General features: G+C 66.7%; 15 protein-coding genes and 3 pseudogenes. 4 read left to right on the forward strand and 14 right to left on the reverse strand.

Features of this window, described 5'->3' with window-relative positions; all coding sequences use genetic code 11:
- The first annotated feature begins 2 nt into the window (after window positions 1-2).
- Window positions 3-1,017, forward strand: a pseudogene (locus DTQ71_RS14825) (IS5 family transposase).
- Window positions 1,018-1,090: 73 nt separating this feature from the next.
- Here DTQ71_RS14825 and DTQ71_RS14830 read toward each other — a convergent pair.
- The 8 genes from DTQ71_RS14830 to DTQ71_RS14865 all read right to left on the reverse strand — a co-directional run bounded on the left by DTQ71_RS14830 (window position 1,091) and on the right by DTQ71_RS14865 (window position 9,905).
- Window positions 1,091-1,444 (reverse strand): helix-turn-helix domain-containing protein, encoded by a 354-nt coding sequence (locus DTQ71_RS14830; RefSeq protein ID WP_109565086.1) that lies wholly within the window; start codon window positions 1,442-1,444, stop codon window positions 1,091-1,093.
- Between the two features lie 454 nt (window positions 1,445-1,898).
- Window positions 1,899-2,942 carry a phosphotransferase family protein gene (locus DTQ71_RS14835; RefSeq protein ID WP_109565087.1) on the reverse strand — a complete coding sequence of 348 codons (1,044 nt, stop codon included), beginning with the start codon at window positions 2,940-2,942 and terminating at the stop codon, window positions 1,899-1,901.
- Window positions 2,939-4,144: an acyl-CoA dehydrogenase family protein gene (locus DTQ71_RS14840; protein ID WP_109565088.1), complete on the reverse strand. Its 1,206-nt coding sequence runs from the start codon at window positions 4,142-4,144 to the stop codon at window positions 2,939-2,941. Before DTQ71_RS14840 ends, DTQ71_RS14835 begins: the two co-directional genes overlap by 4 nt.
- Window positions 4,145-4,152: 8 nt before the next feature.
- Complete coding sequence (locus tag DTQ71_RS14845) at window positions 4,153-4,899, reverse strand: SDR family NAD(P)-dependent oxidoreductase (protein ID WP_109565089.1); 747 nt, start codon at window positions 4,897-4,899, stop codon at window positions 4,153-4,155.
- Window positions 4,899-6,629, reverse strand: coding sequence for a thiamine pyrophosphate-binding protein (locus tag DTQ71_RS14850; protein WP_109565090.1), 1,731 nt, complete (start codon window positions 6,627-6,629; stop codon window positions 4,899-4,901). The genes DTQ71_RS14845 and DTQ71_RS14850 overlap by 1 nt, the downstream gene beginning before the upstream one ends.
- 34 nt (window positions 6,630-6,663) lie before the next feature.
- Window positions 6,664-8,196, reverse strand: a complete 1,533-nt coding sequence (locus tag DTQ71_RS14855; RefSeq protein ID WP_211317142.1) for a class I adenylate-forming enzyme family protein — start codon at window positions 8,194-8,196, stop codon at window positions 6,664-6,666.
- 23 nt (window positions 8,197-8,219) lie between these two features.
- Window positions 8,220-8,927 (reverse strand): GntR family transcriptional regulator, encoded by a 708-nt coding sequence (locus DTQ71_RS14860; protein ID WP_109565092.1) that lies wholly within the window; start codon window positions 8,925-8,927, stop codon window positions 8,220-8,222.
- A gap of 66 nt (window positions 8,928-8,993) precedes the next feature.
- Complete coding sequence (locus DTQ71_RS14865; protein WP_109565093.1) at window positions 8,994-9,905, reverse strand: LysR family transcriptional regulator; 912 nt, start codon at window positions 9,903-9,905, stop codon at window positions 8,994-8,996.
- Between the two features lie 136 nt (window positions 9,906-10,041).
- On the opposite strand from DTQ71_RS14865, the gene DTQ71_RS14870 reads away from it, so the two are divergent.
- Genes DTQ71_RS14870 through DTQ71_RS14875 form a run of 3 tightly spaced genes read left to right on the forward strand, consistent with a single transcriptional unit; the run spans window position 10,042 to window position 11,728 of the window.
- Window positions 10,042-10,854: a class II aldolase/adducin family protein gene (locus DTQ71_RS14870; RefSeq protein WP_109565094.1), complete on the forward strand. Its 813-nt coding sequence runs from the start codon at window positions 10,042-10,044 to the stop codon at window positions 10,852-10,854.
- Window positions 10,855-10,899: 45 nt separating this feature from the next.
- Window positions 10,900-11,166, forward strand: coding sequence for a cupin domain-containing protein (locus DTQ71_RS23200; RefSeq protein ID WP_146204873.1), 267 nt, complete (start codon window positions 10,900-10,902; stop codon window positions 11,164-11,166).
- A 31-nt stretch (window positions 11,167-11,197) separates the two neighbouring features.
- Window positions 11,198-11,728 carry a peroxiredoxin gene (locus DTQ71_RS14875; protein WP_109565095.1) on the forward strand — a complete coding sequence of 177 codons (531 nt, stop codon included), beginning with the start codon at window positions 11,198-11,200 and terminating at the stop codon, window positions 11,726-11,728.
- Window positions 11,729-12,199: 471 nt separating this feature from the next.
- Here DTQ71_RS14875 and DTQ71_RS23540 read toward each other — a convergent pair whose 3' ends face one another.
- The 6 genes and pseudogenes from DTQ71_RS23540 to DTQ71_RS24655 all read right to left on the reverse strand — a co-directional run.
- Window positions 12,200-12,853 (reverse strand): thiamine pyrophosphate-dependent enzyme, encoded by a 654-nt coding sequence (locus DTQ71_RS23540; RefSeq protein ID WP_170125443.1) that lies wholly within the window; start codon window positions 12,851-12,853, stop codon window positions 12,200-12,202.
- A gap of 235 nt (window positions 12,854-13,088) precedes the next feature.
- Window positions 13,089-14,006 (reverse strand): annotated as a pseudogene (locus DTQ71_RS24945) (thiamine pyrophosphate-binding protein); the annotation flags it as partial.
- Between the two features lie 34 nt (window positions 14,007-14,040).
- Window positions 14,041-14,577 (reverse strand): class I adenylate-forming enzyme family protein, encoded by a 537-nt coding sequence (locus DTQ71_RS24780; protein ID WP_211317143.1) that lies wholly within the window; start codon window positions 14,575-14,577, stop codon window positions 14,041-14,043.
- A gap of 60 nt (window positions 14,578-14,637) precedes the next feature.
- Window positions 14,638-15,600 (reverse strand): long-chain fatty acid--CoA ligase, encoded by a 963-nt coding sequence (locus tag DTQ71_RS23885; RefSeq protein ID WP_211317144.1) that lies wholly within the window; start codon window positions 15,598-15,600, stop codon window positions 14,638-14,640.
- On the reverse strand, window positions 15,597-16,004 hold the full coding sequence (locus DTQ71_RS14900; RefSeq protein ID WP_109565097.1) for an FCD domain-containing protein: 408 nt from the start codon (window positions 16,002-16,004) through the stop codon (window positions 15,597-15,599). The genes DTQ71_RS23885 and DTQ71_RS14900 overlap by 4 nt, the downstream gene beginning before the upstream one ends.
- Window positions 15,925-16,257, reverse strand: a pseudogene (locus tag DTQ71_RS24655) (GntR family transcriptional regulator); the annotation flags it as partial. The gene DTQ71_RS14900 and the pseudogene DTQ71_RS24655, both read right to left, overlap by 80 nt.
- Window positions 16,258-16,259: the final 2 nt, after the last annotated feature.

Genomic DNA, 16,259 nt, shown 5'->3' on the forward strand with positions numbered 1-16,259 from the left:
GCATGTCCAAGCCTGCGCCCACCCGCTCCCGTACCCTGAACTGGTCCAGCTACAACGCCGCGTTGCGTAAGCGCGGCTCGCTGACGGTCTGGTTCGATCCGTCGACGCCGTGGCATGCGGCCCCTTCGAGCAAGCGCGGCGCGCAGCCGGTCTACAGCGACGCCGCGATCCAGGCCTGTCTGACGGTGAAGGGTGAGGGGCGTCTCGGGATCGGTCCAGTGGACAGATCCAGCCCCGAACGGGCGGAGCCCTGGGACGGTTCGGCTTGCCGCTGCGCCAGACGACGGGCTTCGTGGCGAGTTTGCTCAAGCTTGCAGGCCTGAACTGGCCGGTGCCGGACGTCTCGACCTTGTGCCGCCGTCAGAAGACGCTGGCCGTGCAGCTGCCCTACCGCGGCTCGGGCGGCCTGCTGCATCTTCTGGTCGACAGCACCGGGATCAAGGTCAGGGGCGAGGGCGAATGGCATGCTCGCAAGCATGGCGGGGCCAAGCGACGCGTGTGGCGCAAGGTGCATCTGGCGGTGGACGCGGCGACGCTTGAGGGTGAGCCCCGCGAACGCCGTCGAGTTCACCGACAGCAACATAGGCGACGCGCCCATGCTGCCCGGCCTGCTATCGCAGATCCCGGAGAGCGAGCCGATCGCCTCCGGCGAGCCCGCGAGCGCCGATGGTGCCTATGACGGCCGCGCCTGCCGCGACGCCGTCGCGTCCCGAGGCGCCGATGCGATCATCCCGCCGCGCCGCAACGCCAAGCCGTGGACGACAGACAGCCCCGGCGCGGGGACCCCGCAACGAAGCCTTGCGTGCCATCAAGCGCTTCGGCCGGACGCTCTGGCGGAAGTGGTCCGGCTACCACCGCAGAAGCCGCGTCGAGGCCAAGATGAACTGCATGAAGCTGCTGGGTCCGAAGCTCATGTCCCGCAACTTCGACCGCCAGACGGCCGAACTCCAGGTCCGGATCGCCATCCTCAACCGCTTCACCGCGCTCGGCATCCCCGTCACGCAGCCCATCGGCTGAACCCCGCGGCGGAAGGGGGGAACTCGCCTTTGCGATGCTTCGTGCAACAGAGCCGCGTCGGCCCGGTTGTTGTTCAGTCGCCTCTGGCCTTTCTTGCCTCCGCCGCGAGCCGGGCGATCTCGTCGCGGGTCATGCCGCTGGTCGTCCGAAGAAGCGCCGACACCTCGACCGGCGCTCGCTTGATGATGTCGGCCAGGTCCGAGGGCATTCGCCCCGCCAAAGCCAGCAGCTCGTCGGGATCGCATTCGATGATCTGCGCGATGGCCCTGACCTTGTCCTCGGTCGGTGGCGTGAACTCGTCGCGCTCGACCTTGGACAAGTAAGTCGGGCTCACCCCAATCTTTTGGGCCATTTGGCGCAAACCGATCTCCCTTGCCTCGCGTTCCCGGCGAACGAATGCGCCGAACTTCAGACCCTCAGCGGTCATGGCTTCCTCTCCTGTTTAGTGGATAGATAACACGCGAGTCGCCCAACATCCAGATGCTGCGTATCGATAGGGAACGCTCCTCTATATCTAGCGCATTTGCGCGGCGGCGCTCGGCGATGCGCTGTGCTGCGGGACGGGCGTCTCGCCAATGCAGGCCCTCACGCAGTGAGGTCCAGCCACCGGATTTCCTCCAAAACCTGCCGAATTCCGGCTCTGGCGATACGCACATGGTTTCGTATAGCTGCTGGACGTTTGCCACATCAGCCCACGTCAACAAGGAACCCGCGCAGCGCGAGCCCTTCTTCAAGAACAATCCCGGGTTTTCGCGCGGCGACGGGTCTGCCATCGGTCTTCGTTACGCAAGGAAACCATCGCATGCAGGTCCGGCTAACCGTGTGCGATTGGCCGATACTCGACGGCGTGCCGCCAGATAGACGGCGGTGCGGCGATACTGTCACCCGTGCGGCCTGCCGTATGCCACTTCCAGAGCCCGGATCGCGAACCGTCGTGCCAGCGGCGCAAGCGCCGCGGCCTCCGGATCGCTGGCCGTTCCCGACTGCGCCCGGTCGGAGATGCCGACGAAGATCACCGCAAATCGGTAGAGGGCGAAGGCCTCGTGGAACGGCAGGAGCGGGGCCTCGAACGCCACCTGCGCGCGGTAGCGGTCAACGAATGTGCGCTGCGACGGGAGGCCTGTGGTTTCGAGGTCGTATCCGAGAAGCCCCCCGTACTCGTCGGGCGAGGTGTGCCAGGGCATGACGCAGAAGCCGAGGTCGGCAAGCGGGTGGCCCAAGGTCGAAAGCTCCCAGTCGAGGATCGCGACGACGCGGGGTTCCTCCGGGTGAAACAGGAGGTTCCCGAGGCGGAAGTCACCGTGGCAGAGCGCGATGAGCCCGTCGTCGGGCGGCATGTTCGCGACGAGCCAGGCATGGAGGCTCTCGATCTCGGCAACGCTCCCGGAGGGCGAGGTGCGATATTGCCGGTCCCATCGGGCGATCTGCCGCTCGAAATAGTTGCCGGGTCTGCCGTAATCGCCGAGGCCCACCTCGTCCGGCCGGATATGGTGCATCGCCGCAAGCGCGTCGGCCACCGCCATCCAGATCGCATGCCTCTCCGAACGCGGCAGCTCGGCCAGCGAGGTGTCGGTGAACACGCGGCCCTCCACGCGCTCCATCAGGTAGAAGGGCGTGCCGATCAGCCTGGGGTCTTCGTGGTAGAGAACCGGCCGCGGAACCGGCACGCCGGTGGGGTGGAGCGCGTCGAGGACGCGGTATTCGCGGTCGACCGCGTGCGCCCCGCGCAGGATCGGGCCGCCGGGCTGCTTTCGGAGGACCAGCCGACGGTCGGCCCAGTCGAGGAAATAGGTCGGGTTCGACTGACCGCCGCCGATCCGGGAGAGCGCGAAGCGCCCGCCGTCCGGCCCAAGGTGCCGGTGCAAGACCCCCGCCAGCGCCTCGGGATCGAAATCGAGGGGACTCTCGGTCTGCGCTGCGGTCACGGTGCGGTCTCCCACCGGTAAAAGCCCGTCCCCTGGTCGGCGAGGTGGCGGTTGATGACCATCTTGTGGACCTCGTCCGCCCCATCCACCAGCCGCGCCTGACGGGCGTAGCGGTAGATCCACTCCAGCACCGTGTCGGTCGAATATCCCCGTGCGCCGTTGATCTGGATCGCCGTGTCGGCAGCCTTGTGGAGAAGGTTCGCGACGTGGATCTTCGCCATCGACACCTCCTTTTGCGCGTAGCCGCCGCGATCGATCTCCCAGGCCGCCTTCATCACGAGGAGCCGGCCGACCTCGACCTGCATGGCGAGATCGCCCAGCATGACCTGTACGCTTTCGCGATCTGCGAGACGCACGCCAAAGCCCTCGCGGCGTGCGGCGTAGTCGCGCGCGATCTCGATGCAGCGCTTCGCGAGCCCGAGCCACCGCATGCAATGGGTCAGCCGCGCGGGTCCCAGCCGCGTCTGCGTGACCTTGAGCCCGCGTCCCTCCTCCAAGAGCACGTTCTCGGCCGGGATACGCAGCCCGTCGTAGACGATCTCGCAATGGCCGCCGTGCTCCTCGGGCCCCATGATCGGAATACGGCGGACGATCTCCCAGCCCGGGTCGTCGCGGTGATGGAGGAACGCCGTGAGGCCGCGCCGCGGATCGTCGGAGGTGCGCGCCATGAGGATGAAGTGCTCCGCCGCGCCGGCGCCGGTGATGAACCACTTTCGGCCGCGGATCACGTAGGCGTCACCGTCTCGCGTCGCGGTCGTCCGCATCATGCCGGGATCCGATCCGCCGCCGGGCGCGGGCTCGGTCATGGCGAAGGCCGAGCGGACCTCGCCCCGCACGATCGGGGCGAGCCACCGTTCCCTCTGCGCCTCGGTTCCAAGGGCCTCAAGCACCATCATGTTGCCGTCGTCTGGCGCGGCGGCGTTGAACACCACGGGACCGAAGATCGAGCGGTTCATCGTCTCATAGGTGACGGCCATGCCGATCTTGCCGATGCCGAGGCCGCCGTTCTCGGGCGAGACCTGCGGGCACCAGAGCCCCTCGGCGCGCGCCTTGGCGCGCAGCGCCTGCAGCGGCTCCTCGGCGATGTTGTCGTGCGCGTCCCAGGCGGAGCGGTCCGCCTCGACCGGCAGGATGTGGGCTTCGACGAAGGTCTCTATCCGGTCCCGGAGCGCGGCGAGGTCGGGCGAAATGGAGAAGTCCATGATGCGACTCACAATCCTGAAACGAGGTGCCCGCCATCGACGGCGACGATAGAGCCGGTCATGTAGGCCGAATGCTCGGACGCGAGCAGAAGGAGCGGGCCGTCGAGGTCGCTCAGCCGTCCGAGGCGTCGTTGGGGGATGCGCTTGATCAGCGCGCGACCCGCGTCGGTCTCGAAGAAGGCCCTGTTGATCGGCGTCTCGACGTAGCCGGGGCAGAGCGCGTTGACGCGGATGCCGTACCGCGCCCATTCGAGCGCGAGCGCCTTCGTCAACTGCACGACGGCCGCCTTCGAGGCCGTGTAGGCGGGGACGTGCCCGGCGACGCGAAGCCCGAGGATGGAGGCAATGTTCACGATGCTGCCGCCACCCGCGTCGCGCATTGCGCGCGCGGCGGCCTGGGCGACGCCGAAGATGCCAGTCAGGTTCGTGTCGACGACGCTGCGGAACGCTTCGGTCTCCATGTCCATCGCGGCGCCGTCCCCGGCGACGCCGGCATTGTTAATGACGATGTCGAACGCCGGGCGCCCGCCGAAAAAGGCTGCGATGCTGGCGGGCCCGGTCACGTCGAGCGCGCCCGCGTCCGCCGCGTGCCCAGCCTTGCGCAGTGCGTCGGCCTCCGCCTCGACTCGCTCCTGTCGGCGCGCAGCCAGCGTGACCTCCGCCCCTGCCGCTGCAAGAACGCCCGCGAAATGCAGGCCGAGCCCGCTGGATGCGCCGGTGACGAGGGCGCGCTTGCCGTCCAGTGAGATCCCCATCACGCCATCTCACGACGCTTGCGCTCGGCGTCGTCCCAGGCTGTGAGCGGCTGGTAATCCGGCACGAAGCCCAGCCCTTTCTGTGCGTCCGACGACACCGCATCCTGCGAGGTGACCACGTCGATCACGGCGGGCGCATTGGCGAGACCCCGGCGGATCGCATCGGCCAGTTCCGAGGGGGTCTCGACCCGCTCGCCATGCGCGCCGAGGGCGCGGGCCATGCCCGCATAGTCGGAGTGGCGCAGCGTGGTGCCGACGACGCGTCCGCCGTAGTTGAATTCCTGGTCGTAGCGCTCGATGTTCCAGGCGGCGTTGTTCGACACGATGAAGACCGCCTTCGCGCCATGCCTGACGGCCGTGTCGATCTCCATCGCGTTGATCCCGTAGGCGCCGTCGCCGTTGACCGAAATGACTTGCCGATCCGGGAAGGCGAGGGCGGCGGCGACGGCGAACGGCACCCCGACGCCAAGGCAGCCGAAAGCGCCCGCGTCCATGTAGGTGCTCGCCGTCAGTCCGATGCGGGCGAAGCTCAGCAGGTCTCCGCCATCCGCGATCGCGATGTGATCCGGGTCCGCGACCTCGCGCAGCGCCTCGAAGATGGCGAGCGGGTGGATCTTGCCGTCGCCGCCCGTCTGGGGCGCGGACGTGTCGTTGCCCTTGGCGATCCGTTCGCGATGCTTGGCGCGAAGGCCCGAGAGCCAGCCTTCGTCGCGGACGCCTGCGTCGTTGCCGAGCGCCTCCGTGATGGCGTCCAGCGTCGCGCCGACAGGGGCGAGGATCTCGGTGCCGCGCCGGTTGTCGATCAGCTCACCCGCCGTATCGGAGATGCGCAGGAAATGTGCCTCGGGGAAGACCGCCGGAGATCCGAAACCAAGTTGGTAGTCGAGCTTCCTACCGAGCGTGACCACAAGATCGGCCTGCGCCATGGCCGCGGCGCGCACGGCGCCCACGACCGCGGGATGCTCCGCCGCCACGAGGCCCCGGCTCTCTTGTGTATCGAGGTAAAGGGCGTCGACGGCATCGAGAAACGCCGTGACCGAAGCGCCGGCACCGCGTGCACCGCGTCCGCTGACGACAAGCGGGCGCTTCGCCTCGCGGATCGCCGCAACGGCTGCCGTCACGCTCTCGGGGGCCGGGCTTACCCGGCGCGGCGGTTTCGGCGCGATCCAATCCCTTGGGACCAGCGATGGACCTACGCGGCTGCGCAGCACGTCCGTCGGCACCTCGATGTAGGATGGTCCCGGTTCTCCCATGTCGCCCATGGCGCGCGCGATCGCCTCGTCGAGTTCGCGGATGACCTGCTCGGCCACCCGGGCGGTGCGGCTGTAGCGTGTGACGGGTCGCATGATGTCGACATGCGGAATGTCCTGGAGCGGCCCCATGTTGGCCTGGTGACGGGATGTGCAGCCGCCGATCAGCAGGACCGGCACCCGCGCGAGGGAGGCGTTTGCCACGCCGGTCACGCAGTTCGTGACGCCCGGCCCGGCCGTCGCCATGGCCACACCAAGCTCGCCGGTGAGCTCGGCATGGGCGTGGGCCATGTGGACCGCCGCCCCCTCGTCGCGCACGTCGACGATGGCGATCCCGCGCTGGGCGAGATGGTCCCAGACAGGCTGGATGTGGCCGCCCTGAAGCCCGAAGACGCGCGTGACGCCGCGCGCCTCGAGCAGTGTCGCGATCCAGGCCGCGACACTTTCGGGATTGCTGTTGAGGTCCTGCCGATCGGTCATGCGAAGTCTCCCTTTCGTGTTCGTCCCACGGGCGTCAGGCGACGCGAGCAGCCATCATGTCCCGCAGAACGCGGTGGAGGATCTTGCCTGTGGCGTTGCGCGGCATCTCGTCCGGCCCGAGGAAAAGGATTTCGCGGGGTCGCTTGTACCCGGCGAGCCGTTCCTTCGACCACGCGATGAGGTCTTCGGCCGTCAGTGTCGCGCTCTTGCGCAAGACCACCGCGGCGGCGACGCGCTCGCCCCACTTGTCGTCAGGGCGGCCGACCACGGCCACGTCCTTGACGTCCGGGTGCTGCCCGAGGATCGCTTCCACCTCGGTCGGGTACACGTTCTCGCCGCCAGAGATGATCATGTTCTTCTTTCGATCGATGAGACGAATGAAGCCGTTCTCATCGCGCAAAGCCATGTCGCCGACGGAGAGATACGGGCCGCGAAACGCCTCGGCCGTCTTTTCCGGCAGGTTCCAGTAGCCCTCGAAGGCGTAGGGCCCGCAGGAGAACAACTCGCCCGGCTCACCGTCGGGCACCTCGTTGCCATTGTCGTCGAGCAGCAGGATCGGTGCCGATCCCACCACCTCGCGGCCGACCGTGCCGAGATGGTCGAACTGTTCGTTGGGATGAAGAAAGGTCACCCAGCCTGCCTCGGTCGAGCCGTAGAGTTCGTAGAGGCCGGAATTCGGGAACATCTCCATGATCGCGCGCTTTGTCTCAACCCGCGCGGGTGCGGACGACACCATGAGCTTTTCAACTGAGCCGTAATCCGCCGTGCCGCGCTCGGCTTCCGGGACATCCAGCATCATCGTGTAATGGGTCGGCACGAGCGAGGTGAACGTGATGCCCATGTCTCCGATCGTGCTCAGGCAGAGGCCGGCGTCGAAGCTGGGCCGCGAGAAGATCGTGACGCAGGCGCCGATCAACAGAAAGGACGTGAAGAAATTGAGCGAGTTGGCATGGCACATCGGCATGACGAGCAACGCATTGTCACGGCGTTTCAGGCTCAGTTCGACCTGCGTCATCAGCGCGAGCATGGCCATCCCGCGGTGAGACCGGATCGCGCCCTTGGGATTGCCGGTGGTGCCAGACGTATACATCAGACACCACGGATCATCGGGCGACACCGACGCCTCCGGTTCCGATGCAGGCGCGGACGCGATCAGCGCCTCGTAGCAGCGCCATCCTTGGGTCGTTTCGCCGTCGAGCAGGATAAAGCGGTCGCTGTCGACGGCGATCTCGGAGCGGAACGCCTCGGCGATGCCCGCCAGCGAGGGCTCAGCGATTACCGCGCGCACGTCGCAATCTTCGCAGATGAAGCGAGCCTCGGGCGCGGTCAGCCGGAAGTTGACCGGCACGGCGACAAGGCCGACCTTCGCGACTGCGGCGTAGATTTCTGCCCATTCGAGGCGGTTGTAGGCGAGCACGGCCACCCGGTCGCCCTTTGCGAGGCCGAGGTCCAGAAGACCGTTCGCGAGGCGGCAGGCGCGCGCGTTCCACTCCCGGAAGGTGAGCGCACGCTCCAGATCCCGGGCGCCGATGCGCTCGGGCTGAAGGCGCGCCTGCGCGCTCAGCATCTCGCCAACGGTAAGCATCCTGGTCATGCGCGTGCCTCCGGGGTTTGCTCGGCTTGCCTGCTGGCGACGAGCGCCGAATGCAGCGTCCGCGCCGCGCCGAGATCGTGCTCGGCCATGAGCCGCTCTGCCGTGTCGGGATCTCCCGCCGCGATGGCGTCCGCGATCTCGGCATGCTGGCGCCAGATCTCCTTGGGCAGCGTCGCCTGGCGCAGCACCTCTCCCATCGCGCGCTGCAGAAACCGCCAGTGCGGCTCGGCCGTGCGCGCCAATAACGGGTTGCCCGACATTTCGTAGACGAGTTCATGGAGCGCCCGGTCTTGCCGCACCTGCTCGGCCGTGTCGTCGGTTTCGACCGCCTGCGTGCCGGCCGAAAGGATCGCGTCAGCACGGTGCCTGAAGATCTCGCCCGCTCCCGCCTCGGCGCGCACGCGGTCCGCCGTAAGCCGTGCCGCCAGTCCATCCAGTACGGCGCGGATGTCGTAATGGTGCTGCATCAGGTCCGGGTCGAGCGGCGCGACCCACAGCCCGCGGCGGCCGATCTCCTCAACGACTCCGTCAGCCTTGAGGCGGGCCATAGCTTGTTGAACCGGCTGCCGTGAAACGCCCAGCCGCTCGGCGATCTGTTCTTGAACCAAGTGCGATCCGGCCGGCAGCGTGCCGCCGCAGATCTCGTCGACGAGGGCATCGTAGACCTGATCGGCAAGGTTTGGATTGGGTTTCAGGAGCGTCATTTTGAACTCCGAATTCTGAATTCAGAATGCAATAAGGTGCGCCAATCGCCGAGTCAAGCGGTCGCGTCAGCCCTCCCAGGCGGGCGAGCGGAAGGCGGCGACGAGAAAACCCACGAAGGTTCGGATGCGCGGGACCATGTCACGGTCGGGCAGGAAAACGGCATGAATGGCGGTGTCGTCGCTTGGCGCATGATCGCGCAGAAGCTCGACAAGCCTTCCGTCGCGGATGGCGGGGCGCGCGAGATGCTCGGCAACCCGCATTACGCCTACGCCCGCAAGGCACATCGCGAAAAGCGACATGCCCTGGTTGCCGCGAAAACGGCTTTGCGCGTGAAAACTCGCCTTCTCTCCGTCGCGGACGAAGCTCCAGCGGTTCAGATGTTCGCGGCTGCCATCCCACGCAATGCAGGGCATCCGCGCGAGATCGGCGACGCTTTCGGGCGCTCCGTGGCGCTCGACGAGACCGGGGGCTGCGACGACGATCCGGCGCAGCCGGCAGAGCCGCCGGTGAATGAGGCCCGAATCCGACAGCCGGCCCATGCGGATCGCGACGTCGATGCCATCGGCGATCAGGTTCTCGTGGTCGTCGGTCAGGCGCAGGTCGAGAGAAAGGTTTGGATGCCGCGCGAGGAACTCGGGCATCAGCGGCGTGACCCGGTCGAGCCCAAAGGCGATGGGCGCGGACACGCGCAACTGCCCCTCGATCTGCGCCTCCTCCCTCTGCCAGAGCGCCTCGGCCTGCTCGACCGCGCCGATGACCGTCCGCGCGGCGCCGAGGAACCTCTCTCCCTCGGGCGTCAGGCGCTGTCCACGCGTGGTGCGATGCAGGAGCTTGGCGCCCAGCCGCGTTTCGAGCCTGCGGATTGTCTGGCTGACGAAGGACTGGCTTGCCCCGAGCATGTTGGCGGCCGCAGAAAAGCCGCCCGTGTCGATCACCGCGCGGAACACCCGCATTTCCAGTAGCCGGTCGTCCCTCATCCCGCCTCCTGATCGTAATAACTGTTATCGCGTTTGGATGATTGCGTGTCATGGGCCCGTTACTCAATACCCGCGACCAAGGTGCGGGCCTGCGAACGGCGGGCCCGCCGCGACAGTGCAAATGGGAGGTCTCGCCATGCTCGATCTTGGAAACCGCGTCTCGATCTACCAGCCCGAGCAGGACGGGCTCATCTTCCCGGAAATCCCGGAGTTCGCCTCGGTCGAGGACGAGCGGCGGCACCGCAAGGAGCGTCTCGTCGCCGCCTGCCGCGCCTTCGCGCAGCAGGGCTTCGACTACGGGTTCGCCGGCCATCTCACCGTGCGCGACCCCGAACGGCCCGAGCTTTACTGGACCAATCCGATGTGCGTGCACTTCGATAAGGTGAAGATGTCGAACCTGATCCTCGTCGATCACGACGGCAAGGTGATCGAAGGCAGCTACGCCGTGAACCGCGCCGGCTTTGTTCTGCACGCCAACGTGCACGAAGCGCATCCCGACATCATCGCCATGTGCCACGCCCACACCACCTACGGCACGGCATGGTGCGCGACCGGGCGGCCCATCGACCCGATCACGCAGGATGCCTGCGCCTTTTTCGAGGATCACGTGGTGATTGGCGAGCAGGGCGGTGCCGTGGCCGTCGAGAACCACGCCGGAAGCGACGTGGCGAAGGCGTTCAAGGGCGTGAAGGCCGCGCTTCACCAGAACCATGGCTTGCTGACCGCGTCGCGTCATTCAATCGAAAGTGCCGCCTTCTGGTTCATCGCGCTCGAGCGCTGCTGCCAGCAACAGCTCGCCATCGCGGCCTCGGACGTCGAGCCTATCCGCATTCCCTCCGAGCGGGCGCGCTACAGCCGCGAGCATGTGGGCAGCGAGTATATCGGCTGGCTGCATTTCCAGACGATCTGGAACCAGCTGGTCGAGGACCAGCCCGACATGTTCGACTGAGTCCACCGAAACCTTCAGCACCGAAATACATTGAGAGCGGCGGGAATGACTTCGGAAGAATTCAAGGCGATCTGCAGAGGCAAAGGCTACGCCTTGCCGAAACAAGTGTCGTTCGAAGCGCTATCCCGCAGCGTTTCCCACACGCATGATCAGGTATCGTTTGTCTACGTGCTGGAGGGCGAGTTTATTCTCAACACTCCCGCCGGAAGAACATGCTACGGTGCGGGGGAGACCTGCTTGCTCGATGCAGATGTCGAACACGCAGAGGAGGCAGGCCCCTCCGGTGCAGTGATCTTGGTGGCAAGGAAATAGTGGTGCGGCTCGTGAAGGAGGTTCTGTCGAAATGACACTCAAGGCCGTACCCGATGTCGTTTTTCATACTCGTGTGCGAAACGATGCGCTTGAGGGTCCAAATCCCTTCGAATGGAAGGACATGACCACAAGCGACCTGTTCGGCGGAAAGCGCGTCGTGCTATTTGCGGTGCCGGGTGCATTCACGCCTGCCTGCTCGGAGAGCCATCTTCCGGGGTATGAGGCAAATTTCGATGCGTTCAAGGCGCTTGGCGTTACTCATGTCTACTGTCTGTCCGTCAATGACGCTTTCGTCCTGCGCCAGTGGGCTCTGTCTCGGAACATCGAAAGAGTCATCATGTTGCCGGATGGAAATGGCGATTTTAGCCGCATGATGGGTATGCTGGTGAAGCGAACCGCGCAAGGCATGGGGTACCGCAGTTGGCGCTACTCCATGTTTGCGGTCGACGGCATGATCGAAAAGCTCTTTATCGAGCCCGGACTCCAAGACAACCCCGGCGGCGTGCCTGTAGATCGATCCGACGCGGAAACGATGCTCGGCTACCTGCGCTCAAGCCATTAGAAAATGGAATGCGCAGTGTTTGCGCAGGGAATTTTCGATGTCATGCTCTCTCATCCTATCTTGACCGAGAGCAAGCGAGACAGTCAGCCCTGAGAGAGCGGCCGCGTTGGGAACGACAATGCCGGGTTGTCGCTCAGCGCGAAGCGACGGACGGGAATTTCAGGCCACGGAGCTATGATCGCCGTAATTAACCACGACCGTCGACTATGCGGCGAGGTCGAGGGTGCGAATGTCCTTGAGGAGCTGCCGAAATTCCGGCTCCGGCGCCAAACACATTGTTCGATACGTGTTCAGGAACGGCAGCCAAATCTTTCGAAGTTCGGATCCCGCTTCACGGGCGATCGCGGCGCTAGGCAAGGCGTCTCCTGTGCCGGCAGTCGTTCGCCTGGCAAGTGAGAGCAGATGGATTCCGCGTCTCGATCCCGCCGATCTCTCGGGGCAAAGGCAGCGCGCACACGCCGCAGGCGCCGGTCAGGTTGGTGTCGACGACGCTTCGGGAGGCATCCACCTCCATGTCCAGCGCGCTCTGTTCGCCCGCGACACTCGCGTTGTTCCAAAGATGTCGAAGGCGGGCCGCCCCGCGAAGAAGGGCGCGATGCCGTCGGGAGACGTCACGTCGATCGCTCCCGCTTCCGCCGCGCGTCCGGCCGATCGCAGGGTCTTCGCCTCAACGGCGTCGGTCCGTCGCGCCGCCAGCGTGACCTCCGCCCCAGCCTCGGCGAGAATATGCGGAAAATGCAGGCCCAGTCCGCTCGACGCGCCGCTGATGAGGGCGCGCGCCATGCCCGCGTAATCGAAATGGCGGAGCGTCGTGCCCACCACCGGGCCGCCATAGTTGAACTCCTGGTCGTAGCGGTCGATGTTCCACGCCGCGTTGTTGGACACGATGAAGGCGGCCTTCGCTCCATGCCGGACGGCGGTTTCGATCTCCATCGCGTTGATCCCATAGGCCCCGTCGCAATTGACCAAGATCATCTGCCGGTCTGGGAAGGCCAGCGCGGCGGCAACGGCGAAGGGCACGCCGACGGCGCCCGCGTCCATATAGGTCGTCGCCGTCAGCCCGATGCGCGCGAAGCCCAGAAGATCGCCCCCGTCCGCGATGGCGATGTGGTCGGCATCGGCCACGACGTTGAGCGCCTCGAAGATCGCGAGGGCATGGATCTTGCCATCGCCGCCCCGTTTTCGGGGCGGTCCTCTCCTTGCCCTTCCCGATCCGGGCGCGATGCTTGGCGCGAAGGTCGGACAGCCAGTCCTCGTCCCGCGCGCCCGCATCGTTGCCGAGCGCCGCCGTGATCGCGTCGAACGCCGCGCCGACGGAGGCGAGGATCTCCGTGCCGCGCCGGTTGTCGATCACTTCGCCGGACGTGTCCGAGATGCGCAGGAACCGCGCCTCTGGAAACACCGCCGGAGAGCCGAATCCGAGCTGGTAGTCGAGCTTGCGCCCCAGCGTTACGACGAGATCGGCCTGCGCCATGGCCGCCGCGCGAACGGCGCCGACGACGGGGGGATGATCGGCGCGCACGAGCTCCCGGCTTTCCTGCGTGTCGGGATAGAGCGCATCCACCGCGTCGAGAAAGGCCGCAACCGACGCGCCGGACCCGCGCGCCCCGCGTCCAGTGACCACGAGCGGACGCTTCGCGGCCCGGAGGGCGGCGACGGCTTGGGCGACGTCCGCCGGGTCGGGCGAGATGCGCCGGGCGGGCTTTGGCGCAATCCAATCCTCCGGGATCAGCGACGGTCCGACCCGAGTGCGCAGCACGTCGGTCGGCACCTCGATATAGGACGGGCCGGGCTCGCCCATATCGCCCTTGGCCCGGGCAATGGCCTCGTCGATCTCGCGGATGACTTGCTCGGCCACACGCGCCGTCCGACTGTAGCGCGTGCCGGGCCGCAGGATATCGACATGCGGAATGTCCTGAAGCGGTCCCATATTGGCCTGGTGACGTGACGTGCATCCTCCGATCAGCAGCAACGGCACCCGCGCGAGCGAGGCGTTCGCCATGCCGGTCACACAGTTCGTCACACCCGGCCCGGCCGTGGCCAGCGCGACCCCAAGCTCGCCCGTCAACTCCGCATGGGCATGCGCCATGTGAACCGCCGCGCCGTCGTCACGCACGTCCACGATGCGGATGCCGCGCTGCGCGAGGTGGTCCCAGATCGGTTGGATATGACCGCCCTGAAGCCCGAAGACGCGGCTCACGCCGCGCGCTTCGAGCAGTCTCGCGATCCAGTTGGCGACGCTTTCGGGGGCGCTGTTGAGGTCCTGACGGTCGGTCATCTGCCGTCTCCCATGTCAGTTCGGACCGGCCGCGTCAGAAGACGCACGCGGCCATCATGTCCCTGAGGACACGGTGAAGGATCTTGCCCGTCGCGTTGCGGGGCATCCTTTCGGGGCTGAGGAACAGGATCTCGTGCGGGCGCTTGTCGCCGGCGAGCCGGTCCTTCGACCACACGATGAGATCCTCCGCCGAAAGCGCCGCGCCGGCCCGAAGGGCGACCGCGGCCGAAACGCGCTCGCCCCATTTCGGGTCCGGGCAGCCGACCACGGCCACGTCCTTGACGTCGGGATGCTGTGCGATCACGGCATCCACCTCGGTCGGATAGACGTTCTCGCCGCCCGAGATGATCATGTTCTTCTTGCGGTCGATGAGGCGGATGAAGCCGTGTTCGTCGCGGATCGCCATGTCTCCGACCGAGAGATATGGACCGCGGAACGCCTCGGCCGTCTTCTCGGGCAGGTTCCAGTAGCCCTCGAAGGCGTAGGGCCCACAGGAGAAAAGCTCCCCGGGCTGTCCGTCGGGAACCTCGCACCCCTCGTCGTCCAGAAGGCGGATCGGCGCCGAGCCCACGACCTCGCGACCGACCGTTCCGAGGTGGTCGAACAGCTCGTCCGGGTGGAGGAAGGTTACTCATCCGGCCTCGGTCGAGCCGTAGAGTTCGTAAAGCCCTGAATTCGGGAACATATCCATGATGGCGCGCTTCGTTTCGACCCGAGCCGGCGCGGAGGAGATGATCAGATTCTCGACCGCGCCGTATGCTCCCGCGCCGCGATCGGCCTCCGGGACATCGAGCATCATCATGTAATGTGTCGGCAGGATCGACGTGAAGGTGATGCCCATCTCCCCGATGGTGCGCAAACAGTGAGCCGCGTCGCAACTCGGCCGCGAAAAGATCGTGACGCGCGCGCCGATGCAGAGGAAGGAGGTGAAGAAGTTCAGCGAGTTCGCGTGACACATCGGCATGACGAGAAGGGCGTCGTCGCGGCGCTTCAGGCCCAGCTTGACCTCGGTCATGAGCGCGAGCATCGCCATCTCCCGGTGCGACGGGATCGCGCCCTTGGGATTGCCGGTCGTGCCGGACGTGTACATCAGGCACCATGGGTCGTCCGGGGTCACGGGGACGTCGGGTTCCTCCTCCGATCCGGCCGCGATCAGGTCCTCGTATCCGCGCCAGCCGGGCACGGCGCCCTCGCCGATCAGGATGTGACGGTCCGCACCGATCCCGAGCACCTCGCGGAACGCATCCGCGAGAGGAGCGAGCGCAGCCTCCGCGATCAGCGCCCGCACGCCGCTGTCGGCGCAGATGAACCGGGCCTCGGGGGCCGTCACGCGGAAGTTGACCGGAATGGCGATCAGCCCGGCCTTGGCGACGGCGGCGTAGATCTCGGCCCACTCGACGCGATTATGGGCCAGCACGGCGACCCGGTCGCCTTTCTCCAACCCGAGATCGAGCAGGCCGTTCGCGAGGCGGCAGGCCCGGCAATTCCACTCCCGGAAGGTCAGCGCCCTCGCAAGGTCGCGCGCGCCGATCCGGCCGGGTTGCAGGCGCGCCTGGGCGCTCAGCACCTCGCCCATGGTGAGCGTCCTTGTCATGCGCGTGCGTCCTTGTCCGTGCTGGCGTCGAGGCTGGCCACGAGCGCCGCCGCGAGCGTCCGGGCCGCATCGAGGTCGTGCTCGGTCATGAGCCGTTCTGCCCGGTCCGGGTCGCCCGCTGCGATTGCGTCCGCGATCTCGGCATGCTGGCGCCAGATCTCCTTCGGCAGCTTGGCCCGGCGCAGCACTTCGCCCATCGCGCGTTGCAGGAACTGCCAATGTGGCTCCGCCGTACTCGCCAGGAGCGGGTTGCCCGACGTCTCGTAGACGAGCGCATGGAGGGCCCGGTCCTGCCGGACCTGCTCGGCCGTGTCGCCGGTCTCGTCAGCATGGGTTCCGGCCGCGAGGATCTCGTCGGCACGGCGGCGGAACGCCCCCCGCGCCGGCGCGCACCCGCTCCGCAGCTAACCGCGCCGCGAGCCCGTCGAGCACGGCGCGAATGTCGTAGTGGTGACGCATTAGATCGGGGTCGAGCGACGCGACCCAGAGCCCCCGTCGCCCGAGCTCCTCGACGATCCCGTCGGCCTTGAGACGCGCCATGGCCTGTTGCACCGGCTGTCGCGAGACGACGAGCCGCTCGGCGATCTGTTCTTGAACGAGATGCGATCCGGCGGGCAGGGCGCCGTTACATATCTCGTCGACGAGCGCGTCATAGACCT

The sequence above is a fragment of the Jannaschia seohaensis genome (assembly GCF_900116765.1).
Lineage (GTDB): Bacteria > Pseudomonadota > Alphaproteobacteria > Rhodobacterales > Rhodobacteraceae > Jannaschia > Jannaschia seohaensis.

Bases quoted from the DNA above. Each gene is read 5' to 3' on its own strand.
- DTQ71_RS14845 (WP_109565089.1), bottom strand. From the start codon at position 4,899: ATGGGGATCTCACTGGACGGCAAGCGCGCCCTCGTCACCGGCGCATCC.
- DTQ71_RS14850 (WP_109565090.1), bottom strand. From the start codon at position 6,629: ATGACCGATCGGCAGGACCTCAACAGCAATCCCGAAAGTGTCGCGGCC.
- DTQ71_RS14875 (WP_109565095.1), top strand. From the start codon at position 11,198: ATGACACTCAAGGCCGTACCCGATGTCGTTTTTCATACTCGTGTGCGA.
- DTQ71_RS14855 (WP_211317142.1), bottom strand. From the start codon at position 8,196: ATGCTGAGCGCGCAGGCGCGCCTTCAGCCCGAGCGCATCGGCGCCCGG.
- DTQ71_RS14840 (WP_109565088.1), bottom strand. From the start codon at position 4,144: ATGGACTTCTCCATTTCGCCCGACCTCGCCGCGCTCCGGGACCGGATA.
- DTQ71_RS23200 (WP_146204873.1), top strand. From the start codon at position 10,900: ATGACTTCGGAAGAATTCAAGGCGATCTGCAGAGGCAAAGGCTACGCC.
- DTQ71_RS23885 (WP_211317144.1), bottom strand. From the start codon at position 15,600: ATGACAAGGACGCTCACCATGGGCGAGGTGCTGAGCGCCCAGGCGCGC.
- DTQ71_RS14865 (WP_109565093.1), bottom strand. From the start codon at position 9,905: ATGAGGGACGACCGGCTACTGGAAATGCGGGTGTTCCGCGCGGTGATC.
- DTQ71_RS14830 (WP_109565086.1), bottom strand. From the start codon at position 1,444: ATGACCGCTGAGGGTCTGAAGTTCGGCGCATTCGTTCGCCGGGAACGC.
- DTQ71_RS14870 (WP_109565094.1), top strand. From the start codon at position 10,042: ATGCTCGATCTTGGAAACCGCGTCTCGATCTACCAGCCCGAGCAGGAC.
- DTQ71_RS14860 (WP_109565092.1), bottom strand. From the start codon at position 8,927: ATGACGCTCCTGAAACCCAATCCAAACCTTGCCGATCAGGTCTACGAT.